The 23,587-nt window shown below is 60.0% G+C and carries 32 protein-coding genes; 15 read left to right on the top strand and 17 right to left on the bottom strand.

Going from position 1 to position 23,587, the window contains the following annotated elements:
• Positions 1-44: 44 nt before the first annotated feature.
• From AWT76_RS12915 to AWT76_RS12905, 3 genes are all read right to left on the bottom strand, one after another.
• Positions 45-314: a hypothetical protein gene (locus tag AWT76_RS12915; protein WP_176699398.1), complete on the bottom strand. Its 270-nt coding sequence runs from the start codon at positions 312-314 to the stop codon at positions 45-47.
• Positions 314-1,459, bottom strand: coding sequence for a 3-deoxy-D-manno-octulosonic acid transferase (locus AWT76_RS12910; protein ID WP_072246705.1), 1,146 nt, complete (start codon positions 1,457-1,459; stop codon positions 314-316). Before AWT76_RS12910 ends, AWT76_RS12915 begins: the two co-directional genes overlap by 1 nt.
• Before the next feature lie 121 nt (positions 1,460-1,580).
• Complete coding sequence (locus AWT76_RS12905) at positions 1,581-2,546, bottom strand: KpsF/GutQ family sugar-phosphate isomerase (RefSeq protein WP_245638820.1); 966 nt, start codon at positions 2,544-2,546, stop codon at positions 1,581-1,583.
• Positions 2,547-2,664: 118 nt separating this feature from the next.
• Between AWT76_RS12905 and AWT76_RS12900 the strand changes: the two genes are divergently transcribed.
• Positions 2,665-3,018, top strand: a complete 354-nt coding sequence (locus tag AWT76_RS12900; protein WP_072246703.1) for a fluoride efflux transporter FluC — start codon at positions 2,665-2,667, stop codon at positions 3,016-3,018.
• The gene (locus AWT76_RS12895; RefSeq protein WP_072246702.1) at positions 3,015-3,347 is read left to right on the top strand and encodes a fluoride efflux transporter FluC; all 333 of its coding nucleotides are present in this window, start codon (positions 3,015-3,017) and stop codon (positions 3,345-3,347) included. The genes AWT76_RS12900 and AWT76_RS12895 overlap by 4 nt, the downstream gene beginning before the upstream one ends.
• Positions 3,348-3,409: 62 nt before the next feature.
• Here AWT76_RS12895 and AWT76_RS12890 read toward each other — a convergent pair whose 3' ends face one another.
• From AWT76_RS12890 to fabA, 5 genes are all read right to left on the bottom strand, one after another.
• Positions 3,410-4,198, bottom strand: coding sequence for an enoyl-ACP reductase FabI (locus AWT76_RS12890; protein ID WP_072246701.1), 789 nt, complete (start codon positions 4,196-4,198; stop codon positions 3,410-3,412).
• Positions 4,199-4,208: 10 nt separating this feature from the next.
• Positions 4,209-5,438, bottom strand: coding sequence for a beta-ketoacyl-ACP synthase I (fabB, locus tag AWT76_RS12885; protein WP_072246700.1), 1,230 nt, complete (start codon positions 5,436-5,438; stop codon positions 4,209-4,211).
• Positions 5,439-5,532: 94 nt separating this feature from the next.
• The gene (locus AWT76_RS12880; RefSeq protein WP_082700201.1) at positions 5,533-5,802 is read right to left on the bottom strand and encodes an FAD-dependent oxidoreductase; all 270 of its coding nucleotides are present in this window, start codon (positions 5,800-5,802) and stop codon (positions 5,533-5,535) included.
• Positions 5,803-5,817: 15 nt separating this feature from the next.
• Positions 5,818-6,288, bottom strand: coding sequence for an RrF2 family transcriptional regulator (locus AWT76_RS12875; RefSeq protein ID WP_072246699.1), 471 nt, complete (start codon positions 6,286-6,288; stop codon positions 5,818-5,820).
• 107 nt (positions 6,289-6,395) lie between these two features.
• A complete protein-coding gene (gene fabA, locus AWT76_RS12870; RefSeq protein ID WP_072246698.1) occupies positions 6,396-6,905 on the bottom strand; it encodes a bifunctional 3-hydroxydecanoyl-ACP dehydratase/trans-2-decenoyl-ACP isomerase in 510 nt (169 codons plus the stop codon).
• Between the two features lie 125 nt (positions 6,906-7,030).
• Here fabA and irr point away from each other — a divergent pair, with 125 nt between their 5' ends.
• A complete protein-coding gene (gene irr, locus AWT76_RS12865; RefSeq protein WP_072246697.1) occupies positions 7,031-7,468 on the top strand; it encodes a Fur family transcriptional regulator Irr in 438 nt (145 codons plus the stop codon).
• Positions 7,469-7,490: 22 nt separating this feature from the next.
• Here the strand turns inward: irr and AWT76_RS12860 are convergent, their stop codons facing one another.
• The 6 genes from AWT76_RS12860 to AWT76_RS12835 form a co-directional block, all read right to left on the bottom strand.
• A complete protein-coding gene (locus AWT76_RS12860) occupies positions 7,491-8,957 on the bottom strand; it encodes an inorganic phosphate transporter (protein WP_072246696.1) in 1,467 nt (488 codons plus the stop codon).
• A gap of 112 nt (positions 8,958-9,069) precedes the next feature.
• Complete coding sequence (locus tag AWT76_RS12855) at positions 9,070-9,525, bottom strand: NUDIX hydrolase (RefSeq protein ID WP_072246695.1); 456 nt, start codon at positions 9,523-9,525, stop codon at positions 9,070-9,072.
• A gap of 100 nt (positions 9,526-9,625) precedes the next feature.
• Positions 9,626-10,042: an alternative ribosome rescue aminoacyl-tRNA hydrolase ArfB gene (arfB, locus tag AWT76_RS12850; RefSeq protein ID WP_072247706.1), complete on the bottom strand. Its 417-nt coding sequence runs from the start codon at positions 10,040-10,042 to the stop codon at positions 9,626-9,628.
• A gap of 248 nt (positions 10,043-10,290) precedes the next feature.
• On the bottom strand, positions 10,291-10,926 hold the full coding sequence (locus AWT76_RS12845) for a queuosine precursor transporter (protein WP_072246694.1): 636 nt from the start codon (positions 10,924-10,926) through the stop codon (positions 10,291-10,293).
• Between the two features lie 92 nt (positions 10,927-11,018).
• Positions 11,019-11,402, bottom strand: coding sequence for a large conductance mechanosensitive channel protein MscL (mscL, locus tag AWT76_RS12840; protein ID WP_072247705.1), 384 nt, complete (start codon positions 11,400-11,402; stop codon positions 11,019-11,021).
• A 69-nt stretch (positions 11,403-11,471) separates the two neighbouring features.
• Positions 11,472-11,921 carry a YtoQ family protein gene (locus AWT76_RS12835; protein ID WP_072246693.1) on the bottom strand — a complete coding sequence of 150 codons (450 nt, stop codon included), beginning with the start codon at positions 11,919-11,921 and terminating at the stop codon, positions 11,472-11,474.
• Between the two features lie 147 nt (positions 11,922-12,068).
• Between AWT76_RS12835 and AWT76_RS12830 the strand changes: the two genes are divergently transcribed.
• The 6 genes from AWT76_RS12830 (at position 12,069) to AWT76_RS12805 (ending at position 17,573) form a co-directional block, all read left to right on the top strand.
• Positions 12,069-12,722 carry a protein-L-isoaspartate O-methyltransferase family protein gene (locus tag AWT76_RS12830; protein ID WP_072246692.1) on the top strand — a complete coding sequence of 218 codons (654 nt, stop codon included), beginning with the start codon at positions 12,069-12,071 and terminating at the stop codon, positions 12,720-12,722.
• A 25-nt stretch (positions 12,723-12,747) separates the two neighbouring features.
• A complete protein-coding gene (locus AWT76_RS12825) occupies positions 12,748-14,115 on the top strand; it encodes a TolC family outer membrane protein (RefSeq protein WP_072246691.1) in 1,368 nt (455 codons plus the stop codon).
• A gap of 125 nt (positions 14,116-14,240) precedes the next feature.
• On the top strand, positions 14,241-14,861 hold the full coding sequence (locus AWT76_RS12820; protein ID WP_072246690.1) for a hypothetical protein: 621 nt from the start codon (positions 14,241-14,243) through the stop codon (positions 14,859-14,861).
• Positions 14,862-14,977: 116 nt separating this feature from the next.
• A complete protein-coding gene (locus AWT76_RS12815; RefSeq protein ID WP_072246689.1) occupies positions 14,978-15,898 on the top strand; it encodes an MBL fold metallo-hydrolase in 921 nt (306 codons plus the stop codon).
• A 3-nt stretch (positions 15,899-15,901) separates the two neighbouring features.
• Positions 15,902-16,855 carry an MBL fold metallo-hydrolase gene (locus tag AWT76_RS12810; protein ID WP_072246688.1) on the top strand — a complete coding sequence of 318 codons (954 nt, stop codon included), beginning with the start codon at positions 15,902-15,904 and terminating at the stop codon, positions 16,853-16,855.
• Between the two features lie 280 nt (positions 16,856-17,135).
• Positions 17,136-17,573, top strand: a complete 438-nt coding sequence (locus tag AWT76_RS12805) for a hypothetical protein (protein WP_176699396.1) — start codon at positions 17,136-17,138, stop codon at positions 17,571-17,573.
• Positions 17,574-17,590: 17 nt separating this feature from the next.
• Here AWT76_RS12805 and AWT76_RS12800 read toward each other — a convergent pair whose 3' ends face one another.
• The 3 genes from AWT76_RS12800 to AWT76_RS12790 all read right to left on the bottom strand — a co-directional run bounded on the left by AWT76_RS12800 (position 17,591) and on the right by AWT76_RS12790 (position 19,584).
• Positions 17,591-18,658 carry a YeeE/YedE family protein gene (locus tag AWT76_RS12800; RefSeq protein WP_072246686.1) on the bottom strand — a complete coding sequence of 356 codons (1,068 nt, stop codon included), beginning with the start codon at positions 18,656-18,658 and terminating at the stop codon, positions 17,591-17,593.
• A gap of 70 nt (positions 18,659-18,728) precedes the next feature.
• Positions 18,729-19,136 carry an ArsR/SmtB family transcription factor gene (locus AWT76_RS12795; protein ID WP_072246685.1) on the bottom strand — a complete coding sequence of 136 codons (408 nt, stop codon included), beginning with the start codon at positions 19,134-19,136 and terminating at the stop codon, positions 18,729-18,731.
• A gap of 112 nt (positions 19,137-19,248) precedes the next feature.
• Complete coding sequence (locus AWT76_RS12790; RefSeq protein WP_141655959.1) at positions 19,249-19,584, bottom strand: thioredoxin domain-containing protein; 336 nt, start codon at positions 19,582-19,584, stop codon at positions 19,249-19,251.
• 141 nt (positions 19,585-19,725) lie between these two features.
• Between AWT76_RS12790 and AWT76_RS12785 the strand changes: the two genes are divergently transcribed.
• The 6 genes from AWT76_RS12785 (at position 19,726) to soxA (ending at position 23,464) form a co-directional block, all read left to right on the top strand.
• A complete protein-coding gene (locus tag AWT76_RS12785) occupies positions 19,726-20,463 on the top strand; it encodes a cytochrome c biogenesis CcdA family protein (protein ID WP_072246683.1) in 738 nt (245 codons plus the stop codon).
• A gap of 17 nt (positions 20,464-20,480) precedes the next feature.
• On the top strand, positions 20,481-21,050 hold the full coding sequence (locus AWT76_RS12780) for a thioredoxin family protein (protein ID WP_072246682.1): 570 nt from the start codon (positions 20,481-20,483) through the stop codon (positions 21,048-21,050).
• 185 nt (positions 21,051-21,235) lie between these two features.
• Positions 21,236-21,730, top strand: a complete 495-nt coding sequence (gene soxX, locus AWT76_RS12775; RefSeq protein ID WP_072246681.1) for a sulfur oxidation c-type cytochrome SoxX — start codon at positions 21,236-21,238, stop codon at positions 21,728-21,730.
• A 48-nt stretch (positions 21,731-21,778) separates the two neighbouring features.
• A complete protein-coding gene (gene soxY, locus AWT76_RS12770) occupies positions 21,779-22,192 on the top strand; it encodes a thiosulfate oxidation carrier protein SoxY (protein ID WP_072246680.1) in 414 nt (137 codons plus the stop codon).
• A gap of 43 nt (positions 22,193-22,235) precedes the next feature.
• Positions 22,236-22,562: a thiosulfate oxidation carrier complex protein SoxZ gene (gene soxZ, locus AWT76_RS12765; RefSeq protein WP_072246679.1), complete on the top strand. Its 327-nt coding sequence runs from the start codon at positions 22,236-22,238 to the stop codon at positions 22,560-22,562.
• A 35-nt stretch (positions 22,563-22,597) separates the two neighbouring features.
• Positions 22,598-23,464 (top strand): sulfur oxidation c-type cytochrome SoxA, encoded by an 867-nt coding sequence (gene soxA, locus AWT76_RS12760; protein WP_245638819.1) that lies wholly within the window; start codon positions 22,598-22,600, stop codon positions 23,462-23,464.
• The last annotated feature ends 123 nt before the right edge of the window (positions 23,465-23,587 follow it).

Here is a 23,587-nt window from a genome sequence, read left to right as displayed (position 1 = left end):
GACGGCCTCTTCGCCGTTGGCCGCAGCAACATCAGGCACATAATCTATATATAATTTTGAAAAAGCTCCAGCCGGGCGGTTAGCCCTTGTTCGGCGGCTAAATCAAATGTCGCGCGAAACGTGCGCAACATTGCATCGATGGCTTCATTTGGTTTCAGGAGTTTTGGTAGACTGACAAAGCGGCGCGGCGTCGCCACGATAAGGCGTGGGGCCTGTGACGGTATCGGTTTTGCGGCAAGAAGCGCCACTAATTCCGCGCGGCGCGATCCGGTCGTCAGCTTGGCCGCGAGGGCAATGTTGAACCACGGTGTCATCAGCATTGGGCCTGCAACATGTCCAGCACGGCGCGGGTGGTCTGGCTGTTCTTGGCGCTACGCAAGATTGGCGCAGGGCGGGGCGCAGCCCATGCCTTGCAAACCGCATCGGCAAGCGCGTTAGGCGTCGTGATGATTTCATGCGCAAGCCCGTTATAGGCGGGTGCGTTATTGGCAATATCTGGCCCGGTCAGAATGTAGCTCCCTGCGCGCGCAGCTTCCCACGGACTATGGCCGCCCCGCTTGCCCAAGGATCCGCCGATAAAGCTAACATGGCTTAACAGGTGAAGTTGTGGCACGTGGCCAAATGCATCCATCACGAACAGCCCTGTGTCATCTTTTGGTTGATGACCATCCGAAAAAAACACCGGTGCAAAGCGCTTTGGGGCCCATGCCCGGCTTGACACGGGATGGCGCGGCGCGATCACCATCAGCGCGGTCGGCTCACGGGCTTGGAGGTGATCGTGGGCGGCAAAAAGCAAATCATACTCTTCGGGATGCGCCGATACGGCCAACCAGATGGGCCTTGTGCGTTGTGCCTCAGACCAAGGTAACGGTTCCGTCACCGCGCTTTGATAGGCTTTCAGGTCTTCGACATGATGGACCTTGACCTTTAGGCCCTCAAGCTCGTCCGCCACGCTTTGCGAACTGGCGGTCACGAGGTCAAATTCTGCAAGTAGAGCCGCAGCGATTTTCGGGGCCCTGCGCCGCGTTCCCGAGGGACGGGCCGCTAAAAGCGCACGGGCGATGCCGCGTTGTCGCAAGATGGACAGCGCAACCGGCGGCATGTCGCTTTCTACGAACACAGCGGCGCGGGGGCGCCAATGGTCAAGAAAACGCCCAATCGCAACCGGTGTATCGGCGGGTTTGAACTGATGCAGGATGCGTTCCGACCCCAGACTTTCAACCCGTTCGGCTCCGCTTTGCGTTGTTGTCGTTATCACGATATGGCCGTGCTCGGCGATATCGTGCAATAGGCTGGCGACTGTGCTCACCTCGCCTACAGACTCTGCATGCACCCAAATTACCCGACCGCTTGGGCGCGGTATGCTCGAATGTCCCAGCCGTTCGCGGAACCGGTCCCGCTTGGCAGCTTGGTGCCGGTGAATCTGTTTAGCCAGTCCGTGCCACAGGCTTGGTAGCATTCGGCTGAGACCGAGATAGGCTTGCAGTAGCAGCGGGCGACGCGGTGTCATCGCAAGGGTTCCGTGATACTAGCCGCCACAGTAGTCGGCCGCAGATCATAGGTAACAAATAGAGCCCGCGTCATACCACACCGGCGCGCAGGCAGTCGTGCAGCCGGATCAAGCCTGACAGGCTTTCTGTGTCGTTCACCACGCAAAGCGCTGTCACCTTCTTGGCGTTCATCACCGCCACGGCTTCTGACACCAATGATTCCGGGGTGATGGTCTTGGGGTTTCGGGTGGCCACATCGCCTGCGCGGCGGGTCATCAAGCCGTCCATGTTGCGGCGCAGATCGCCATCGGTGATGATACCGGTCAGGCGCTGTCCATCAACGATGATCGCCACGCCATAGCCGGTTCCCGTCATCCGCATCAGCACATCGGGCATGGGCGTATCTTCTTGCACCAGCGGGAGAAGATCGCCGGTATACATCAGGTCCGACACGCGCAGAAATTGCGCACCCAGCTTGCCGCCGGGGTGAAAAATGTGGAAATTTTCAGGGTCAAACCCTTTGCGGCGCATAACCGCGACGGCCAGCGCATCGCCCAGCGCCATGCTGGCCGTGGTCGAAGTGGTCGGCGCCATGCCAATGGCGCAAGCTTCGGGTTCGTCTGGCAAGGCCAGCACGATATCGGCACGGCTGCCCAGCGTGCTGTGCAGCACGCGGGTAATGGCAATCATCGGAATGTTGAACCGGCGTGTGTAGTTGATCACATCACTCAATTCCCGCGACTCGCCGGAATTGGACAGCAGGATGCAGCAATCGTCTTGGGTAATCATGCCAAGATCACCGTGGCTGGCTTCCGATGCATGCACGAAATGCGCGGGCGTCCCGGTCGAGGCAAAGGTCGCGGCCATCTTGCGCCCCACATGCCCGGATTTGCCAATGCCGACGACAATAAGCCGGCCTTTTAGCCCGGTTAGCGTTTCCACGGCTTGCGCAAATTCCGGTCCAAGATTGTCGGCCATCCGGTGCAGAGCGCGCGCTTCCGTATGCAGCACGTCGCGGCCAGCCTTGATTGCATCTTCGATCACTTGGGATGACACGGTCTGCGGCCTTTTGTTGTTGCTGGCTTGCCGCTTACCGTGCCGTGTCACGCCAAGTCAATCACGGGCAGTGGGTTTCGGCTTGGTGTGCTGTATGGAAATCGGCTAAGCACAGGGTATGGAGCCGGATTTTGGGTCAGTTTTGGCCGTTCTTACGGGTGGTGCCTTGGGCGGGCTTGGCCGGGCTTGGCTTTGTGCGCGGCTGACCGGGGCGCGCGGTGTTGCGGCGGTAAATGTGACCGGCAGTTTTGCGATGGGTCTATTGGTGGCCCATGCAGCGCCGGGCAGTCTGGTGTGGCTGTTTGCCGTTACGGGAATTCTGGGTGCCTACACAACGGTGTCGAGTTTCGCATTGAACACCGTGCAGATGTGGCAATCGGGTGCCTATCTTTGGGCCGGGATCAATATGGCCGGGTCTATCGTGCTTTCGGTGGGGGCTGTGGCGCTGGGCTTTTGGTTGGGCGCGGTATGAGCCTGTGGGTCGCCCTTGGTGCCGCGCTTGGCGCGGGCGCGCGGGCAGGGCTGTGGTGGGTCTTGCCGCTCTACGGCACGCTCTGCGCCAATTTCATTGGATCGGTGCTGATCGGGCTACTTGCGCCCATGCCCTTGTCGGGCCGCGCGCGGGCCTTTGGCATGACCGGATTTTGCGGTGGTTTTACAACGTTTTCGCTTTTTGGGTATGAAACGCTCGGCTTTTTACAGACGGGTCAGTTCATATCCGCCGCGAGCTACATTGCGGCAACGCTGGCCCTGTCGTTGGGCGGGGTCGCGTTGGGCCTGTCTGTTGGCAAGCGGCTTTAACTTGCGCGACATACCCGGCCCGAGGGAATGGGTGTGCGCCCAGAGAGGGCGCAGCCCCTTCTTTATAGGTTCTCGACCTGCGGCAAACCCATGATGTGATAGCCGCCATCGACATGCACGATCTCGCCCGTGGTATGCGCGCCATAGTCGCTGGCCAGAAACACCGCCGCGCCGCCCACGCTGTTCAGCGTGGCGTTCGTGCGCAAGGGGGCGTTGGCTTCGGTGTGGCGGTAGGTCTTGCGGGCCCCGCCAATCGCTGCGCCTGCCAGCGTTTTCATCGGGCCGGGGCTGATCGCGTTCACGCGAATGCCGTCTGGCCCAAGGTCATTGGCCAGATAGCGCGTCGCACTTTCCAGCGCGGCCTTGGCCACGCCCATGACATTGTAGAACGGGGTGACTTTGTTTGACCCCTGAAAGGTCACGGTCAGCAGGCAGCCACCATCTGGCATAAGCGCCGCCGCGCGGCGGCCCGCGTCTATAAAGCTGTAACAACTAATATCCAGCGAGTGGGCGAAGTTTGCACGGCTGGTGTCGCGAAAGCGACCGGTCAGTTCGGCCTTGTCCGAAAAGGCAATGGCATGGACCAGAAAATCCATGCTGCCCCAACGGTCTTTCAACTCGGCAAAGGCCGCATCCAAAGAGGCGTCGTTGCAGACATCGACATCCAGCAGCAGATCGGACCCGACGCTTGCGGCCAAGGGTTCCACCCGTTTTCCGAACGATTCGCCCTGATAGCTGAAGGCCAGTTCTGCCCCCTCGGCGGCCAAGGCTTGTGCGATTCCCCAAGCGATTGAGCGTTCATTGGCCACGCCCATCACCAAGCCGCGTTTGCCTTGCATCAGACCTGTCATGACAGTCTCCTCAGTCGCGATAGGCGCTGAACAGCAGCGTTGCGTTGGTTCCGCCAAAGCCGAAGCTGTTGGACAGAACCGAATCCAGCTCGACATTCTCGACCAGTGAAGTGGCGATTTCGCCGGGCCGGATCGCGGGGTCCAACTCTGTCACATTGGCGCTGGCGGTGATGAAATTGCCCTGCATCATCAGAAGCGAATAGATCGCTTCATGCACGCCGGTCGCGCCCAAAGAATGCCCAGTCAGCGATTTGGTCGAAGATATCGGCGGCACATTGCCTTCGCCCCAGATGCGGCGAATGGCCTCGACCTCTGTCACGTCGCCCGCAGGTGTAGAGGTGCCATGCGCGTTGATATAGCTGACGCGGCGCCCTTCGGGCAGGGTGCCCAAGGCCAGCCGCATCGACCGCTCGCCACCCTCGCCCGATGGTGCGACCATGTCATGCCCGTCGGATGTGGCGCCGTAGCCCGTCACCTCTGCATAAATCTTGGCACCGCGGGCTTTCGCGTGTTCCAGTTCTTCCAACACCAGCATGCCGCCACCGCCGCCAATGACAAACCCGTCGCGGGTGGCATCGAAGGCGCGGGCGGCGCTTTCTGGTGTGTCGTTGTATTTCGACGACATCGCGCCCATCGCGTCGAACAGGCAGGACAGGGTCCAGTCCAGTTCCTCGCCCCCGCCGGCAAAGACGATATCCTGCTTGCCCATCTGGATCAGTTCGGCGGCATTGCCGATGCAATGCGCAGATGTCGAACAGGCCGAGGTGATCGAATAATTCACGCCCTTGATCTTGAAGGGCGTTGCCAGACAGGCCGAATTGGTGGACGACATGCAGCGCGTGACCATGAAAGGCCCCATGCGCTTGGGGCTGCCCTTTTCGACCACGATCTTATGCGCCTGAAACAGGTTCGAGGTGGACGGCCCGCCCGACCCGGTCACAAGCCCGGTGCGCGGGTTGGAAATATCGCTTTCTTCCAGCCCGGCATCGGCAATCGCCTGCTCCATGGACAAGAAATTATAAGCCGCGCCCGGCCCCATGAAGCGCAGGTTGCGCTTGTCGATATGGTCTTCCAGCACGATCTTGGGTTCGCCCTTGACCTGGCTGCGAAAGCCGTGCTCGGCGTATTCCGGGGCAAAGACAATGCCCGACCGTCCCTTGCGCAGGCTGTCCGACACTTCTTCGGCGTTGTTTCCAATGGGTGAAATGACACCCAGACCTGTAATGACCACGCGACGCATTGGCGCCCCCTTTGTATTTATGCCGCCCGCCTGTCTAGGGTAGATGTGCCATTTCGGCAAGGCGCAAGCCGTGCCGCTTGGTCAACTTGGCGGCTCATTGCTGCAAGATGGCCTTGGCCACGCTCTGACCCGACAGGTAGGCCCCGTGGGCGGTGCCGAAAAAACCGGGCTCTGTCGCTTCGCCTGCGAACCACAGCGCGCCGTCCCAATCCGCACCGCCAAGCGCGCGGCGGGTTTGTGGACCTGTGCCCACCGCGTTGAAACTGTAGCTGCCAAGGCTAAGCGGGTTTTGCCCCCAGCGGGTGATCTGTGCCGCAACGGGCGCGGGAAAGCGGTTGCCGAACATGGCGCGCAGTGGCACCATCGCGGGTGCCTTGTGTTACGCCATCTGCCCTTTGCAGCTTTGCGACGGATCGGGCGCCATGGCAAGCAACTCGCGCAAGCCGCAATTGCCGCGCACCAAGTCTTGCAGGGTAATCAGGTCCAACTCGTGATAGAAGGCGTCCAGTGCGCGCTGGATATAGTTGCGCAACCGGCAAGAGCCGACCAGCGGGCAGGTATTGCTGTCGGGCGCGAAACACTCGGCGAAGGGTGTGCCGGATTCGAAAATGCGAAACACTTCACCGATCGAAATCGCGTCGCTGTCACGCGCCAGCTTCAGCCCGCCGCTGCGCCCGCGCAGCGTTTCGATGAACTCGTGTTCTTGCAAAGTATGCACCACCTGCAACAGATGATGAACCGACGCGTTGCAGCGTTCCGCAATATCCGCGGTGCGCAGCTTTTCGCCGTGATTGATCCCGCAGGTCATCAAGACCCGCAGGGCCAGGTTTGTTCTGGTGGTCAGGCGCATCTTTTCCGCTTTCCTTTGATCTTATGTAACCGGAATTGCGTGAAATGTCCTGATCTGAATCAAACTTGCTTTTTTATATCATGGGGCGTCGGGTGGCACCGGGGGCGTCAGCCCTCTGACAGGGCCACTTTCATGTCTTTCACTTGATAGATCACCTCGCCGTCGGCTTCGACCACGCCGTCGGCCACGCCCATTGTCAGGCGCCGTGTCTGGATCGCCTTGGTGAAGTCGACCTTGTAGGTCAGCATCTTGCGGTCGGGGCGGACCATGCCGGTCAGTTTCACCTCTCCGACGCCAAGCGCATAGCCGCGCCCTTGCCAGCCACGCCAGCCAAGGTTGAAACCGGTCAATTGCCACAGCCCATCCAGCCCAAGGCAGCCGGGCATAATAGGGTTGCCCGGAAAATGGCAGTCGAAAAACCACAGATCGGGCGTGATGTCGAACTCTGCGACCACATGCCCTTTGCCATGCAAGCCGCCATCAGCCGAGATATCGGTGATCCGATCCATCATCAGCATGGGCGGTGCGGGCAGCTGTGCGTTGCCGGGGCCGAACAGTTCGCCACGGGCGCAGGCCAGCAGGCCCTCTTTGTCAAACGAGGTCGGGAACTGGGACATTTCGGCACTCCTTTATAGCGTTGCACGGGTGTATCACCCTCATTTGACAGGCCGCAAGACCGCGTGATGTTTCCTGCGACCTGTTTTCATTTGAAATTTGTGCTGCGTACGCGTATTTAAGGGGGATGGATACAAATTTCGCAGATATCACCGACGCTGCCCTGCAAAAGGGTGCTCACTGGTTGTCCCGCGCGCAGGTGCGGCCGACGCGCCAACGCTTGTCCTTGGCAAGCTTGCTTGTGGGCGATGGCTGCGACCGCCATGTGACCGCCGAAGGCTTGTTCATGGCCGCGAAAGAACGGGGCGAAAGCGTATCTTTGGCAACGGTTTACAACACGTTGCGGGCTTTCTGCGAAGCAGGCCTTATGAACGAGATCACGGTGGATGGTCAGAAATCCTATTTCGACACCTGCACCGACGATCACCCGCATTTCTTCTGGGAAGATACGCAGGATCTGAGCGACGCGCCTGCGTCCGAATTGGAAATCGCCCGCCTGCCCGCCGCGCCCGAAGGCGCAGAGATTGCGCGCGTGGACGTAATTATCCGGGTGCGCCGCAGCTAATGCGCGATGTCGCTGGCTGATATCACAGCGTTATGAATTGCATTGCGTAGAACAGAGCTGCCGACAATGCCGCAGCCAATGGAACGGTGACGACCCAAGCGGCAAGGATGGTCACGAAATGGCCGCGCCGCACCACTTTCTTGCGTGTGCGCAACTCGGGCGGCGAGGTTAGGTCAACCTGCACTACCTTCAGCACGCGCTCGTGATACCACTCGCGGAAAAAGCCGACCCCGAAAACCGCTCCGATGGCGATATGGGTAGAGCTGACAGGCAAGCCAAGCCATGACGCGAAAATCACCGTGATCGCGGCTGCCAACGCAACGCAATAGGCGCGCATGGCGTTCAGGCGTGTAATCTCGCTGCCGACAATATTGATGAGCTTTGGGCCAAACAGAAGCAGCCCCACGGACAAGCCGACCGCGCCGATCAGCATGACCCAAAACGGAATGCCAACGCTGTCTGACGCGCCCCCATCCTGCACGGCATGGACAATCGCGGCGACCGGGCCAACGGCATTGGCCACGTCATTGGCACCATGCGCGAAGGATAACAACGCTGCCGAAAAAATAAGCGGGATGTTGAACAAGACCTTAAGAGATTTCTTGCGGTTTTCCATCCCCTCGCTTTGACGGCGGATCACGGGGCGCATGGCGAAGGTCATTCCCAGCCCGACCGCCAGCCCGGCCAGAAGTGCATTCTGAAAGCTGACCGTGTAAATCTTGCTGAACCCTTTCAACGCCAGATAGGTCGTGAAACATCCGGCCATGATGCCAATCAGAATGGGCACCCAGTAGCGCGCGGCCGCAATCTTGTCGGGGCGGTAGATGATCCGCGATTTTATGACAGCCAGAAACGCTGCGGCAAACAAGCCGCCCAGCAGCGGAGAGATGACCCAGCTTGCCGCGATCTGTCCCATCATCACCCAGTTGACGGCGCCGAACCCGGCGGCGGCAATGCCTGCCCCCATAACCCCGCCGACAATGGAATGCGTCGTTGACACCGGCGCGCCGACCCAGGTGGCCAGATTGACCCAAAGCGCCCCGCCCAGCAGCGCAGCCATCATCGCCCAGATAAAGGTCTGGGTCTCGGCCACCGCCGTGGGCGAGATGATGCCAAGCGACACTGTGCCGACCACATCGCCCCCGGCGATCAGCGCCCCGGCAGTTTCGCAGATGGCGGCGATAATCAGCGCTGTGCCAATGGTCAGGGCGCGCGCACCCACTGCCGGGCCCATATTGTTGGCCACGTCATTCGCACCGATATTCAGCGCCATATAGGCCCCGAAAATCGCGGCAGCGACCACGATCAGCCCAATCGGGTCAAACCCGATCAGCGCGGCGGCCATGATCCCGGCAAGCGCCATGAAGGCCAGCGCCCCGCCTGCGGCGACAAGCGGGCGCGCAGTGTAGGCCGTGGCCTGCTCCAGTGCGGAAATCCGATCAAGGTCCTTGTTGAGGGTTTGCCAGGATTTCTCGAACTGTTCCGCCACGCCTGCGGCTCCTTTGTAAGGAATTTGTAACGCGCGACGATTAGCACCCATCGTAATGGGCGGCAACGGCGGGTGCTTTTCTGCCAAGAGTGCCGGATGTGTCGTATTTTGGTTACAAAGACGCCAGCAAGCGCGCAAGTTGCGCGTTCTGAACCATCTCTGCGGCCTTTTCAGGGCGGACCCATCGGCGCACGCGTTTCTTGGCCTCGGGGTAGTCGTCGGATTGGTGGGTTACGTCCAACCGAAACACTTGCGCGCGGCATTGCACCGGCAAGCCGCTTGATTTGATCTTGGTGTAGCTGAACGCCCCAAGCGGGGTTTGTGCAATCGGACCGCGCACGCCGGCTTCTTCCCACGCCTCTTGCGCGGCGGCGTCTGACAAGGACAGCCCATCCATTGGCCAGCCTTTCGGGACCATCCATAATTTGCGGGTCAGCGTCTGGATCAGAAGCACCTCCGGGCCATCCTTACCTTGACGCACGCACATGGCGGCGACCTGCACGAAGGACGGGCGCACAAATTCAAGCGCATTTGCCAAAATATCACGGGGCCGAGATGCCGCTTTCATATATTTACTATTCCTGATTTCGGCCCGCCTAACAGGCAAATGTAACAATTTTGTACCGGTCCGGCCTGTCGTGGCGAACATGCCTGTTCTAACGGCAATGTCAGTCTGGTCGCGGTGCCGCTCGCGAAGATTTGATGCTGGCCCTGTGTGTCTTTGCCTCTAGCCGTCTGCGCTTGCTGGCAAGGGTCGGGCGCGTGGGAATACGCGGTTTGGGCCGTTTCGTGGCTTCTAGAATAAGTTGGGCCAAACGGTCGCGCGCGATCTCTCTGTTGCGGGCCTGACTGCGCGTCTCCTCAACCCGCAACAGCACAGCGCCATCCTGTGTCCAGCGCCGCCCGGCCAGCCGCCGCAGGCGCGCCTTGACCGGGTCTGGCAGGTTGGGGCTGCGCGCGGCTTCGAACCGCAATTCCACGGCGGATGAGACCTTGTTCACATTCTGCCCGCCCGGCCCTTGCGATCGGGTGAATGTTTCGGTCAGTTCCCAATCTTGCAGGGTGATGTCGTCATTTATGCGCATGGTAATCATTGCCGCCTAACGAAAGGGCCGCCCAATTTTTGGACGGCCCTAAACGAGCTTCAGGAGATGGAGCCAATTAGAGCAAGGCTCAATCAAAAGGGGTCCCCATCGGGGCTGCCGTCAGGTTTTGCCCCCTATGACTGTCTTCGCACCTCTCTCCAACATCACTCTAGACACTGGACCACCTCCTTTCATTGCGTTGCTGTTGAATAGAATGGTGGCACATATTTTGTGTTTGTCAAAAGAAATTATGCGACAGGTTGCGTCATTTTCGAAACGATCAGGCGGAAGGGCACCAGCGCAAGCAGCGCCAGCGACAGTTTGACGGCCCAGTCAGCCACCGCCAGCGACGCCCACAGCGGCAGTTCCGGGCCAAAACCCAGCAGCGGCAGATATTCACCGGCCCATGACACGTCATTGCCGGGTTCCAGAAACACAAGAGTGGCAGAAAACGCGATGCTGAAAAATAAGGCAGTATCCAGCGTGGAGCCGACAAGCGTAGAGGCCAGCGGCGCGCGCCACCATGCGCCCCCGTGCTTGTCTTCGCGCAGACGGTCGAAAATGGCCACGTCGATCAGTTGCGCGGTCAGGAAAGCGATGCCCGATCCCAGCGCAATGCGCAATGTTACCAGCGGGCCGAATTCGCCCATGATCTGTGTGCCGATCAGCGAGCAGGCCACGCCCACGCCAAAACCCACCCAGACCACGCGGCGCGCGGCTTGAGGGCCGTAGACGCGGTTCATCACGTCATTGACCAGAAAGGCCAGCGGGTAGGTAAAGGCCCCCCATGTCAGCCAGTTTCCGAACAGGAATTGAACAAGAATATTCGAGGCGACGACAACGGCCGCCATGGCGATAACGCCGGGCAGGTAAGTGCGGGTCATATCTATGGTCCGTTTTGGCAAGGTTGCGGAGACTTGTGCCCGATCAGGGCAGGGCGCGCATAGCCTGCGCGCCCAAGCTTGGCAAGAGGGGCTTAGCGGGCTTTCAGCGCGTCGCGGATTTCTGCCAGCAGCTCTTCGCTGGTCGGGCCTTTTGGCGCGTCTTCGACCGGCGCTTCTTCCGCCTTGGCCAAATTGGCGACACGGTTCACGCCTTTGACCAGCAGGAACACGACCCATGCGATGATCAGAAATTTGATGACCGCATTGATGAAATTGCCGACCATAAATTGCGCATCGCCTAGCCCGAAGCTGATGGCGCTGAAATCGACCCCGCCGATAACCAGCCCGATCAGCGGGTTGACCAGATCGTCCACCAAAGAGGTGACGATAGCGGTAAACGCCGCGCCGATAATGATGCCGACGGCCATATCCATGACATTGCCGCGCGCGATGAACGCTTTGAACTCGTTAAGCATGTTGTGCTCCTGATGCAATTGAACAGCAAAAGGGTTAATGCGGTCGCCTTGCTCGTCTGTAAAGCGAAATCAGCCGGGCAGGGTGCCGTTGGTCACGTATCGCAGGATCTGGGCCACTTGTTCGGGTGTTTCGACCACGGCAAGGGCGGCGGCGTCCACTTCTTTTAGCGCGTGCTGATGGTCAGCGCCGTGCATAACGATCAGCGATTTGCCAAGCGCGGCGGCATAGCCTGCGTCGAAAGCGGCATTCCATTGCTTGTATTTCTCGCCAAAGCGGACAACGACGATATCCGCTTCCTCTATGGCTTTGCGGGTGCGGATGGCGTTTAGCTTGGCGCCTTTGTGATCGTGCCAGAACTTGGTCGGCTCTGCCCCCAAAATGGCCACGCCGCAATCGTCAGAGGCAGCATGGTCGGTCACGGGCGTGCTGAACGAAACTGGCAACCCGCTAGATGCGGCGATCAGCGTGTCGCGCCAATCGGTGTGGATTTCACCGGCCAGATAAACGGAATAATGCATGGTCTTTTTCCCTTCGCTATCTGGGGTATGACCTAGCATGCCACGCACCAACGCAAAACCCGTGGCCGCCGCGCGATGCGATGTTGCGATGTGGCACGTTCTATGGCAAGCACTAGCGGACAGAAACTGAACCGGAGAGTTCACATCATGCCGGATTTCACCGCCCGTCGCACCATGATGGTGGATACGCAAGTGCGCCCCTCGGATGTGACGAAGTTCCCGATCATTGACGCGATGCTGCGTATCCCGCGCGAAGTGTTCACGCCCGCGCGTCTGGTCGAGGCAGCCTATATGGGCAACAACATTGATCTGGGTGAAGGCCGCGTTCTGCTGGAGCCTCGGACATTCGCCAAGATGTTGGACGCGCTGGAAGTTGGCGATCGTGACCTTGTGCTCGATATTGGTTGCGGCACCGGGTATTCGGCGGCCGTTCTGGCGCAGATCGCGCAAGGTGTTGTGGCGGTTGAAGAAAATGCGTCCCTTGCCGCAGACGCGCAAACCGCGCTCAGCGCGACGGGCTGCGACACCGTTGTGCTGCACACCGGGCCGCTGGTTGCCGGTGCGCCGGATTACGCGCCTTATGACGCGATGATCCTGCAAGGCGGGGCAGAGCAGTTCCCCGACACACTGGCCCAGCAACTGCGCGACGGGGGCCGGGTTGCCTGCCTGTTCGTCGAGGGCACGCTGGGTGTTGTCCGGGTCGGCGTGAAGCAACAGGGCCGGATCGCATGGCGCGACGAATTCAATGCCGGTGCCCCCGTGCTTCCCGGTTTCGAACGTGAACGCGCCTTCAGCTTGTAAGACAAAATATTAAAAGGCTGCGACCATGATCCGACATTTGAACGCTATTTGTGTTGCGGCCGCGTTGCTTGCACCGCTGCCCGTCATGGCCCAATCGCTTGCCGACACATTCGTCGCGGCCTACCAGAATTCCAACATTCTGGACCAAAACCGCGCTTTGCTGCGCGCCGCCGACGAAGATGTGGCCGTCGCCGTTGCGCAAATGCGCCCGGTGGTCAATTTCGCCGCCGGGGTCCAAGGGCAAAGGAATTCGCGGAACACCAGTTCTTTGGAGCTGTCGTTCAATCTGAATGCCGAGATTACCCTGATCGATTTCGGGCGCGGAAAATTGGCCAAGGAAGCGTCAAAAGCGCAGGTTCTGGCCACGCGGCAGGCCTTGCTTGGCTTGGAACAAGAAGTTCTGTTCAATGCCGTCTCCGCCTTTATGGATGTGCGCACGGCAACTGAAGCCGTGCTGTTGCAGCAGGCCACGGTGCGGGTCATCACCCGTGAACTGAGTGCCGCGCGTGAACGGTTCGAACTGGGCGAAGTGACGCGCACAGACGTGTCCTTGGCCGAAGCACGGCTTGCCGCCGCCCGGTCGCAGCTTGCCGCGTCCGAAGGCGATCTTGCCGCTGCGCGCGAAGGCTACAAGCTGGTGACCGGCAGCTATCCGCAAAGCTTGCGGCCTGCCCCGGCTTTGCCGCGCACGGCGGCATCTTTGGAAGCGGCGCAAGATATCGCGCGGCGCACGCATCCTGAAATTCTGAAAGCGCAGTTCGAAGTAACGGCATCTGATCTGGCGGCCGAACGCGCCGCAGCCCAGCATCGCGGCTCTGTCACCGGGTCTGCCGGGATCGGACAAAGCTTCTCGAACGCGACCAACGATTCGGTCAACCTGAGCGCGGGCATCTCATACACGCGCCCGATTTACCAAGGCGGACAACTGCGGGCCTTGTCGCGCAAGGCCATTGCGCAGCGCGATGCCAGCCGCGCCGGGCTGCACCAGACGGTTGCGCAGGTGTTGCAGAACGTGGCGCTGGCATGGGCTAACGTTGACGTGACCCGCGCACGCATCACCGCCAGCCGCCAACAGGTGGCCGCTGCGGAAAGCGCATTTGAAGGCACCCGCGAGGAAGCCCGCCTTGGCGCGCGCACCACGCTTGATGTTCTGAACGCCGAGAACGACCTGCTCGACGCCCGCACCACCCTGTTGCAGGCAGAGGCCGGTTTGCAAACCGCGACCTATCAGCTGCTGTCCAGCATGGGTTTGCTGACGGTGGACCACTTGGGCTTGGGGATTGCGACCTATGACCCGGAAGCCTATTACAACGTGGTCAAGGACGCGCCCGCTCTCTCTGCTCAGGGAGAGGCGCTGGACCGTGTTCTGCGGGCCTTGAACAAGCCACAGTAACCCTAAGCGCGCATAGATGATTGTCTGACAGCCCGCGACGCGTTACGCTTACGTCCTGAAGAGTTAAAGCGCGACGCCAGATCGCGCCATGATGGTTTCGTTGTGGGTAGGGGAAAGGGCAAGACATGACCGAGGCGATGTCGCGGCACGAGATTGAAGATGTGTTGTCATCCATCCGACGGCTTGTGACGCATGAGGAACGCCCTGCGCAGCCCAAACCCGCGTCGCCCGGAAAGCTGGTCCTGACATCTGCTTTAAGGGTTGATGGTGGCGCTGGCACGTCTGCAACGCCCACAGCCGCGGATAACGCAACACCGCCCGCGCCTTCGTCCGGGGCGCAGCAGGCCAATGCACCCCAACCGGGTATTGTCTCCCAGCACGGGCATCCGAGCTTTGCAGATGCGCCGATGCGCGCGCCCTTGCTGACCAGAATTGCGCAGGCCGGACGCGACGCGGCCCAAGTTCAGATGCAGACCGCGCCGGCCCCTATGGCAGAGGCCCCTTTGCCAGAAAGCGAAAGCCAACTGGAGACGACCCTTGCGCGGCTGGAAGAAGCATTGGCCATTGCCCCGACCAAGGCCCCTGACCCGGCAGAGACCGTGATCGATGAAGACGCGCTTGCCGAAATGGTCGCCCGAATCGTGCGGCAGGAATTGCAGGGCGAATTGGGCGAGCGTATCACCCGCAACATCCGCAAGCTGGTCCGCGCAGAGGTCGCGCGCGAATTGCAGATGCGCAACCTCTGACGAGGCTTGCATTCAGCTTCCGCCATATATTAAACAGGGTGCACGGAAACCTGCGCTCTCCCTCGCCTTTCCGGCATCGTCCCGCGACACGCGGGTCTTTCTTGAGGGAGTTAATCATGCATCGTCGTCTTTTTCTGCAATCCGGGCTTGCAGCCACGCTGGTCGCGCAAGGTCTGTTGCCCCGCCGTGCCTTTGCCGCGACCACGCTTGAAGTGGGCTCTGCGCGTCTGGATATGGTGTCCGATGGCAATCTTGTTCTGCCGTTCGACACCACACTGGAACAACTGCCAGCCGAGTTTCTGGCAGAGCTGCGCGACCGCTACGGCCTGACTGGGGAGCAGGTGACACCGCCCTGCAACCACACGCTGTTGCGCGATGGTGACCGGACGGTGCTGTTTGATGTGGGGGCGGGGTTCGATTTCATGCCAAGCGCGGGCATGTTGCCCGACACGCTGGACGAAATGGGCGTGGCCCCCGAAGAGATTACCCATCTGGTCATAACCCATGCCCATCCAGACCACATCTGGGGCTTGCTGGATGATTTCGACGAACCCTTCCTGCCGAATGCCCAGATCATCATGGGCCGTGCGGAATGGGACTATTGGATGGACCCGAACACGATCGACACGATCGGCGCAGAGCGGCAGTCCTTCGCAGTTGGCGCGGCCCGACGGCTGGAGGTTATCGCCGATCAGGTCATGCTGATCGAAGACGGGGCAGAGGTCGTGCCGGGCGTTCTGGCCGTTGCCAGCCCCGGCCACACACCCGGCCACATGTCCTATCAGGTGCAGCTTGGCGGGCAGGGCGTGCTTGTAACGGGCGATGCCATTGGCAACGGCCATGTGGCGTTTGAGCGTCCCGAATTCGAATCTGCGGCCGACCAAGATCCGCAGATGGGGGCCGCCAGCCGTGCAGCGCTTTTGGACCGCATTACCGCCGATGACCTGCTGGTTGCCGGGTTCCATGTGCATGATGGTGGGCTGGGTCGTGTTGAAAAGCTGTCTGGTGGTGGCTACCGCTTCAACCCGGAGGTCTAAGGCATGGCACGCCCCATTCTGCTGACCCTGACCGCGGCGCTGTGGGCTGGCAGCGCGCTGGCCTCTGAGGACATTGCCGACAAATACCCGCAATCGGTGCTGTATAACAAACCGGTCGAGGTGATCCCCAATGTTTGGTCGTCCATTGGCGCAACTGCGCCGCCCACCTATGAAAATGCAGGCCATAACAACAACCTGAGTTTCATCATCACCGGCGACGGGGTGGTGGTGGTCAATTCCGGCGCCTCTTACAAGCTGGCAGAGGCGCTGCATGCCGAAATCCGCGCACGCACAGACCAGCCCGTGAAGCTGGTCATTGCCGAGAATGGACAAGGCCACGCCATGCTGGGCAATAATTACTGGATTGAACAGGGCGTGCCCGTGTTGGCCCATGTTGACGCCGCGCATGAATATGAACGCGAAGCGGGGCAGGGGCTACAAGCCTTGCAGAACTACGCGCAAGAGAATGCCGAAGGCACCGTGCCCATGGCGCCGACGCTGACATTCGAAGACAGCTATGACGCATCGTTGGGCGATTTCCGCATAGAGGTGTTGCATCTTGGCCCTGCCCATAGCCCCGGTGACACGCAGGTCTGGCTGCCCGAGCAATCGCTGATGATTGCGGGGGACATCGCGTTTCAGGAACGCATGCCGCCAATTTTTGAGGGCACCTGCACAAGCTGCTGGATCGAAACATGGGAAACCGCGTTCGAGCCGTTGAACCCGACCTATGTCATCCCCGGCCACGGCCACCCGACCAATCTGGCGCAGGTGCGGCGGTTTACGCGCGATTACCTTGTGTATCTGCGTGAAAAGATCGGGGAACATCTGGATGAAGGGCGGGATTTGTCCACGGCCTATTATGTCGATCAATCACCCTATACCCATCTGGACACGTTCGAAGAGCTTGCGACCAAGAATGCGGGCGTGGTCTTTTCCGAGATGGAGTGGGAGTAGGGCTGACAGCCGGGCGAACACCAGAACCGCAGGGATGGTGGCACAAACAAGGGCAGAAGGCATCTTTGGGTGCCTTCTTTGTGTTGAACGGGCCGTGGTGGTCCGCCCGGCCTTGAAAACAGGCTTATGATTTCACGTTAATTCATCTGGTTAACATATTTGCGCCAAATTTCTGGGTAGGTTCATATCGCCGGAACGAGTGCTTTGATGAATAATGGTTAGGGCTATGCGAGATTTCATTACATCCGAAAGTGGCGCCGTCACCGTGGACTGAGTGATTTTGTCGGCAGCGATCCTGGGGCTTGGTATCAGCGTTGTCGCGGCTGTCAGGGTTGGAGTAAATGATCTTGGAGCAGATATTGGCAATAGCTTGTCTTGTGCGTCCGTAGCTTCTTTGACAGGGCGGTATGCGCCACGCTATCTGCCGCAAGATTTTGCCAGTGAACGGGAAGCGGACTACGCCTCTAATCAGGATTCGGAGAATCTGGGATATTATTATGGCCGTCGCGTTGAGTGGTTCAGGCGCAATATGGACTCTGGGAACTATACCGAAGGCACATGGGACGGGACCGGCACAGAGGGTATGTCTGCCGGGCAATATCTCGACCTCATTGAATTGATGGCGCAGGAGCTGGAATCGCGCGGGGATTACCCTGTGCCCGGGCAACCCACCGCCGATGAACTGCGTGCCCAGTTCAATTCAGCCATCGGCTGCTAGGCCGATGGCCCAGTTTTCTAGGCTTTGATCGCGGCAAGGCCGCTGCCGCGCTGATCGACCAGCAGATCGGTGATCCCTGCGCCGATCCACATGCACAGCAGCGCCAGCCACGCGGTTCCGGCAAAGACCGACGCCCCGGTGAGCGAGCCGATGGCGCAGCCGCCCGCCAGCATCCCGCCAAAACCCATCAGGGCGGCCCCGAACAGCGAGCGGCGCATGGCGTCGGCGCCATCATAGCCCTGCCATTTCAACTCTTTGGCGAATAGTGCGGCCAAGAACGCCCCCAGCACCACGCCCGGCACCAGCCCGATATCGAACCGCAGCCTTGGCACGGGTTCCAGAAAGAACATCAGCGTGTTGGCCGAAGGGCCGGTGAAGGTGGCAGAGGTTACGTTGATCGGGTCGAAGGCCACTTGGGCCAGCGTCCAGGTGGTGATCCAGCCCAGTGCCACCGCGAAGCCCACGCCAGAGGCAAAGACCAAAGAGGTCCATGTCAGCTTGTGACGAAACGCCAGAAACAGGGCCAAGAGCGCGGTTGCCACGCCCAGCCACAGCCCAAGGTTCTGGCCAAGCCCGACCATGTCCAGCAAATGCGTGTTGCGCCCCCCTGCCGTGGTCCAGAGGCTGGCCATCCAAAGCCGCAAGGGCGCAAGCCAGCCACTCATCGCCATTTGTGCGACCAGCGCAAAGACCATCCCGGCAATGACCGAGCGCAGGTTGCCCGTCGCCGCCAAGACCAGCAACCGCCCCGAACAACCGCGTGCCAGCACCATGCCTGCGCCAAACATCAGCCCGCCGATCACAGCGCCGGACCACGACCCGGCGACGGCCATCAGCCGCGCGTCATCGGCGCGGAACAGGCCCAGCATCTGCGCGCCTTGCACCCAAACAACGGCGGTTGAAAAGGTCAGCAGCCAGATCGCCATGCGCGGCCCCAGTTCTCCGCGCGCGAATTCCACCGTTGCCGCGCGCAGGCAAAACCGCGACCGTTGCGCGGCAATGCCGAAGACCATGCCAACCATCAGGCCCATCAGGGCTTCGACATTGCTTTCGCCCAGATAGTCGACAATGGGAATCAGGTCCATTTCGCGCGCTCCAGATAATTCGAGTGTGGGGCACATTAATCCCGGCGCACAAAACTTGCCTTGATCTGGATCAGAATTTCGGTTGGCGGAACATGCGTTGCATTAGCAGCACCGCTTCGCGCACGCGCTCATCTGCCAGTGAATAGATGATCTGGTTGCCCTCGCGCCGGGTTGTGACCAGTTTCTCATGGCGCAGCCGTGCCAGTTGCTGGCTGACAGCCGCTTGGCGCGACAGGATCAGCTTTTCCAGTTCCGTGACCGAACAATCCCGTTCGCACAGATGATAAAGCATCAACAGCCGCCCTTCATGCCCCATGGCTTTCAGGAAATCAGCGGCAGCGCGGGCTTCGGTTTGCAGGTCTTCATGGCACAAGGCAGAGGTCGGCAGAAGCGCGTCTTCTACCGCCGGGCGATCCGTGTGTTGCGGTTCGCCATGGTCTAGTGATTGCCCATCCGGCAAAGCTAGGTATCCGCCCATTACTGTCTTGCAGCGCCACCTTGGCGCGTTTTTATGACGTTGACTGTAACAGAACTGTTCCGCCGTGGCGAGTTCATGGCAGATCAATTTGGCGGTCTGTGCGCGAAAATGCTCAATTCAGGGCGGATTGGTCTAAGCTTTCCTGCGCTTGGGTGATCATATCCTCAACAAAAGGCCAGAAAAAATCTTCGCCGGGAAAGCCGGTCAAGCGTGACAGTTCCTGCCCGTCCGGACCGATCAGAATGAATGTGGGGGTCACGAATGGCTTCGACGCCAAGCTAACCCCGTCGGGCATGTCCTCTCTCAGATCGGCATGAAACAGGGGCGCGGCGGCACCAAGCTCGGTTTTTTCGTAGATCGGCGCGATGTCGCGGTTGAACGCCACGCAATAGGAACAGCCCGATTGCTCTATCATCAGCAGGCGCAAACCACCGGCAGGGTCTGCCATGGCGGGTAAGACCGGCGCAACCGCGGCGAGCGCGGCGCAAACAACGAGTTGACGAAATCTATTTAACATACGAACAATGTAATATGATGTTTTGGCCGCTGCAACCGGCATGCAGGCCCAAACCCGAAGGAGCGCGCTCACATGTTCGACATCAGTTTTGCAGGCGCGGCACTGGCGGGGTTGTTGTCGTTTTTCACGCCGTGCATTCTGCCGATCGTGCCGTTCTACCTGTGCTACATGGCTGGCTTGTCGATGGGGGAATTGCGCGACGAAGGCGGTTTGGCACCCGGTGCGCAGCGCCGCCTTGTGCTGTCATCGGTTGCGTTCGCGCTGGGCGTGACCAGCATTTTCGTGCTTCTTGGCATGGGCGCGACCGCGCTGGGGCAGGCGTTCATCGCCTATCGCGATATTCTGAAATGGGTCGCGGCCGCAGTGTTGCTGGGTTTTGGCCTGCATTTTCTGGGCGTTATCAAGATTGGGTTTCTGTATCGACAGGCCCGCATAGAAAATGTCGGCGCGCCGAAATCTGTGGTGGGGTCCTATGTCATGGGGCTGGCATTCGGCTTTGGCTGGACACCTTGTGTCGGCCCGGCCTTGGCGGCCATCTTGATGGTTGCGTCGGGCATGGGAGAGGTCTGGCGCGGCGGCCTGCTATTGGCGGTCTATGGCATCTCTATGACATTTCCCTTTGTCGTGGCGGCGCTGTTCGCGCGCCCGTTCCTGAACTGGGTTGGCAAGCACCGGTCGAAATTGGCGCATGTGGAAAAGGTTATGGGGGGTATGCTGGTGCTCTTCGCGGTTCTGATCGCGACCGATTCGATCAGCCTGATTGCTGATTGGATGGTGCGCAAAATGCCGTGGACCGCGACCTTGGGTTGACAACTGGGAGGAGAAACATGCTGCGACTTGCTTACGCTCTGCTGGCCAGCCTGATGCTGGCCGGTCCCGCCACCGCCGTTCCGATTGGCGAGGATGGCCTGCACAAGCCCGAATGGTTCGTGGAAACCTTCCGCGACCTGCGCGACGATCTGGCCGATGCCAATGCCGAAGGCAAACGCCTGCTGCTGATGTTCGAACAACGCGGCTGTATCTACTGCACGCGGATGCATGAAGAGGTCTATGTCGATCCCGAGATCGAACGCCTGCTATCCGAGGATTTCTACGTCATCCAGATGAACCTGTTCGGCAATCTGGAAGTGACCGATTTCGACGGCACGATCATGGAAGAACGCGACATGGCGCGGCACTGGGGGGTGGTGTTCACACCGACCTTGATCTTCGCGCCGGAAGAGCTTCCCGAATCAGGGGGCCTGCGCGAATCGGCCGCAGTTGTCATGCCCGGCGCGTTCGAGCGTGGAAGCACCCGGCTGATGCTGGAATGGGTGTTGGAGAAGGGTTACGAGGGCGACGAGCATTTCCAGAAATATGTCGCCCGCCGCTTGGAAGAGATGCGCGCTGCGCAATAAGCATCTGAAAATGATACATGAAATTCCCCGCCCTTGGGATCTGAGGGCGGGTTTCTCTATTCAACTAAAAGAATATGCAAAAAACCGAATTTTCATTTGCGGCAACGGCATCCCATGGTCTACAGTAACCAAATGGTGAGCTTGGGAGAGCGCCAAAACCACATAGCGTGTCTGGGAGGACATCCATGAATTCACGTTTCATCAGCGCAGCATTGGCAACGGCGATGATTGTCGCGGGCGCTTCTGCATCGGCAGAAATCAAACCGGCGGACGTGGTCTGGGAGGACGAAATCGCCATCCCCATGTCATTGACGGGTGTTCCCGGCGACCCGGCGCGCGGCGCCGAAGTGCTGTCGAAGCGCTCTTTGGGCAATTGCGTGGCTTGCCATCAGAACTCTGCCATGCCCGATGTGGCGTTTCAGGGCAATGTCGGCCCCACCTTTGATGGTGTCGGCGCGCGTTGGTCCGAAGCAGAATTGCGCGGGCTGGTTGCCAACGCCAAGCGCGCGTTTCCGGGCAGCATGATGCCGGTGTTCTACAATGACAGCCCGGCCGATTATATTCGCCCGGGCGACGCATACACGGCCAAAGCCTACAATCCAGAAACCTTCTCGACCCTGCTGACAGCTCAGCAGATCGAGGATGTGGTGGCCTATCTGGTCACGCTGACCGAATACTGAGGCGGCGTCGCGCCCCCTCTGCTCCTGTCAAATCGAAAGGAAAAGTCCATGATTACACGACGCGAAACAATGGCCATGGGTCTTGGTGTTGCGACCATCACCCTGCTGCCGATCGCCGCGACTGCGGCGGCGGATGACGCGATCGCAGCTTACACGGGCGGCGCTGCCGTGACCGAAGGCGGCGTGACGATTACCGCGCCCGAGATCGCGGAAAACGGCAACACCGTTCCGATTTCGGTCGAAGCGGCAGGCGCTGCTGAAATCGCGATCTATGCCGATGGCAACCCGACGCCCGGCGTAGCCGTGTTCAAATTCGGCCCTGCGGCTGGTTCGCACCGCGCCTCTACGCGCATCCGTCTGGGCGGCACGCAGAACGTGGTCGCCGTTGCCAAGATGCCTGATGGCAGCTTCCAGCAAGCCGCGGTCGAAGTGAAGGTCACCATCGGCGGTTGCGGCGGCTAACCCAGCCCCCGATCCCGACCCCACGATTTTCTAGGAGAGACACATGTCCGACGTAAAACCCCGCATCCGCCTGCCGCGTTCCGCGAAGGCCGGTCAAGCCGCCGAAGTCAAGACGCTGGTCAGCCATGTCATGGAAACCGGCCTGCGCAAGGACGCCGATGGCAACACCATTCCGCGCAATATCATCAACCGCTTCACCTGCGAATATGGCGGTGAGATGGTGATCGACATGGCGCTGGAAGGCGCTGTTTCCGCCAACCCCTATGTCGAGTTCGACATCATGGTGGGCGAGTCCACCGAAGTTGTCTTCACTTGGTATGAAGATGGCGGCGCGGTCTACACGCAAACCGAAGAGTTGAAAATCGGTTAATTCAAACGGTCATGCGCCAGTCTGGGAGGAGACGTATGAAGACTTTTACCCTAAGCAAGCTGATGGCCTCTGCGGCAGTCTGTATGGTCGCGCTTTCCGGCGCGGCCCATGCAGATCCGCACCCGGATGCAGAGCTTATTATCGAGGGCGAACTGCAACTGACAACGCGGGCCGAAGCCCCGGCGCATCTGGACGGCGCACTTCCCGAGATCTACTCGGGCTGGCTGTTCCGCACGGATGAAACGCGTTCGTTGCAGATGGACGATTTCGACAACCCGGCAATGCTGGCGGTCGAAGATGGTGCCGATATGTGGGAAACCGCTGAAGGTGCTGCCGAGCAATCCTGTGCGGATTGCCATGGCGATGCGTCCGAGTCGATGAAAGGCGTTCGCGCTGTCATGCCCAAGGTCAATGAAAACGGCGACCTGTGGTCCATGGAAGACTATGTTAACAACTGCCGGACAGAGCGCATGGAAGCCGACGCATGGGGCTGGAACAGCCAAGACATGCGTAACATGACATCGTTCATTTCGCTGCAATCGCGCGGGATGCCGGTGGATGTGGCGATTGACGGCGATGCTGCACCGTTCTGGGAACGTGGTAAGGAAATGTACTACACCCGCTTCGGCCAGTTGGAACTGTCTTGCGCCAACTGCCACGAAGACAGCTGGGGCATGATGATCCGTGCGGACCATCTAAGCCAGGGCCAGATCAATGGCTTTCCAACCTACCGTCTGAAGAACGCAGGCATGGTGTCTGTGCACAACCGGTTCCGCGGCTGTATCCGCGATACACGGGCCGAATCCTTCGCCATCGGTTCGCAGGAATTCCGCGAACTGGAACTCTATGTCGCGTCGCGCGGCAATGGTCTTTCGGTCGAAGGCGTTTCTGTCCGTCAGTAACCTGATCTTCGGGGCGCGTTTTCAAATGCGCCCCGAACCTCTGGTCTGACGTTTTTTCGGGCCAACAATATTCACACTTACGAAGATTGGCATGTCCGCTTTCCTCCCGGCGGTATGCCATCC

Source organism: Roseibaca calidilacus (assembly GCF_001517585.1).
GTDB classification, from domain to species: Bacteria; Pseudomonadota; Alphaproteobacteria; order Rhodobacterales; family Rhodobacteraceae; genus Roseinatronobacter; species Roseinatronobacter calidilacus.
Note: the sequence above shows the minus strand (reverse complement) of the source record. Positions and strands in the feature narration are given on the sequence as shown.

Coding starts and splice junctions, on each gene's coding strand:
- AWT76_RS12915 (WP_176699398.1), bottom strand. CDS start 314: ATGACACCGTGGTTCAACATTGCCCTCGCGGCCAAGCTGACGACCGGA.
- AWT76_RS12910 (WP_072246705.1), bottom strand. CDS start 1,459: ATGCTACCAAGCCTGTGGCACGGACTGGCTAAACAGATTCACCGGCAC.
- AWT76_RS12900 (WP_072246703.1), top strand. CDS start 2,665: ATGGAGCCGGATTTTGGGTCAGTTTTGGCCGTTCTTACGGGTGGTGCC.
- AWT76_RS12895 (WP_072246702.1), top strand. CDS start 3,015: ATGAGCCTGTGGGTCGCCCTTGGTGCCGCGCTTGGCGCGGGCGCGCGG.
- AWT76_RS12890 (WP_072246701.1), bottom strand. CDS start 4,198: ATGACAGGTCTGATGCAAGGCAAACGCGGCTTGGTGATGGGCGTGGCC.
- fabB (WP_072246700.1), bottom strand. CDS start 5,438: ATGCGTCGCGTGGTCATTACAGGTCTGGGTGTCATTTCACCCATTGGA.
- AWT76_RS12880 (WP_082700201.1), bottom strand. CDS start 5,802: ATGGTGCCACTGCGCGCCATGTTCGGCAACCGCTTTCCCGCGCCCGTT.
- AWT76_RS12875 (WP_072246699.1), bottom strand. CDS start 6,288: ATGCGCCTGACCACCAGAACAAACCTGGCCCTGCGGGTCTTGATGACC.
- fabA (WP_072246698.1), bottom strand. CDS start 6,905: ATGTCCCAGTTCCCGACCTCGTTTGACAAAGAGGGCCTGCTGGCCTGC.
- irr (WP_072246697.1), top strand. CDS start 7,031: ATGGATACAAATTTCGCAGATATCACCGACGCTGCCCTGCAAAAGGGT.
- AWT76_RS12855 (WP_072246695.1), bottom strand. CDS start 9,525: ATGAAAGCGGCATCTCGGCCCCGTGATATTTTGGCAAATGCGCTTGAA.
- arfB (WP_072247706.1), bottom strand. CDS start 10,042: ATGCGCATAAATGACGACATCACCCTGCAAGATTGGGAACTGACCGAA.
- AWT76_RS12845 (WP_072246694.1), bottom strand. CDS start 10,926: ATGACCCGCACTTACCTGCCCGGCGTTATCGCCATGGCGGCCGTTGTC.
- mscL (WP_072247705.1), bottom strand. CDS start 11,402: ATGCTTAACGAGTTCAAAGCGTTCATCGCGCGCGGCAATGTCATGGAT.
- AWT76_RS12835 (WP_072246693.1), bottom strand. CDS start 11,921: ATGCATTATTCCGTTTATCTGGCCGGTGAAATCCACACCGATTGGCGC.
- AWT76_RS12830 (WP_072246692.1), top strand. CDS start 12,069: ATGCCGGATTTCACCGCCCGTCGCACCATGATGGTGGATACGCAAGTG.
- AWT76_RS12825 (WP_072246691.1), top strand. CDS start 12,748: ATGATCCGACATTTGAACGCTATTTGTGTTGCGGCCGCGTTGCTTGCA.
- AWT76_RS12820 (WP_072246690.1), top strand. CDS start 14,241: ATGACCGAGGCGATGTCGCGGCACGAGATTGAAGATGTGTTGTCATCC.
- AWT76_RS12815 (WP_072246689.1), top strand. CDS start 14,978: ATGCATCGTCGTCTTTTTCTGCAATCCGGGCTTGCAGCCACGCTGGTC.
- AWT76_RS12810 (WP_072246688.1), top strand. CDS start 15,902: ATGGCACGCCCCATTCTGCTGACCCTGACCGCGGCGCTGTGGGCTGGC.
- AWT76_RS12800 (WP_072246686.1), bottom strand. CDS start 18,658: ATGGACCTGATTCCCATTGTCGACTATCTGGGCGAAAGCAATGTCGAA.
- AWT76_RS12795 (WP_072246685.1), bottom strand. CDS start 19,136: ATGGGCGGATACCTAGCTTTGCCGGATGGGCAATCACTAGACCATGGC.
- AWT76_RS12790 (WP_141655959.1), bottom strand. CDS start 19,584: ATGGCAGACCCTGCCGGTGGTTTGCGCCTGCTGATGATAGAGCAATCG.
- AWT76_RS12785 (WP_072246683.1), top strand. CDS start 19,726: ATGTTCGACATCAGTTTTGCAGGCGCGGCACTGGCGGGGTTGTTGTCG.
- AWT76_RS12780 (WP_072246682.1), top strand. CDS start 20,481: ATGCTGCGACTTGCTTACGCTCTGCTGGCCAGCCTGATGCTGGCCGGT.
- soxX (WP_072246681.1), top strand. CDS start 21,236: ATGAATTCACGTTTCATCAGCGCAGCATTGGCAACGGCGATGATTGTC.
- soxY (WP_072246680.1), top strand. CDS start 21,779: ATGATTACACGACGCGAAACAATGGCCATGGGTCTTGGTGTTGCGACC.
- soxZ (WP_072246679.1), top strand. CDS start 22,236: ATGTCCGACGTAAAACCCCGCATCCGCCTGCCGCGTTCCGCGAAGGCC.
- soxA (WP_245638819.1), top strand. CDS start 22,598: ATGAAGACTTTTACCCTAAGCAAGCTGATGGCCTCTGCGGCAGTCTGT.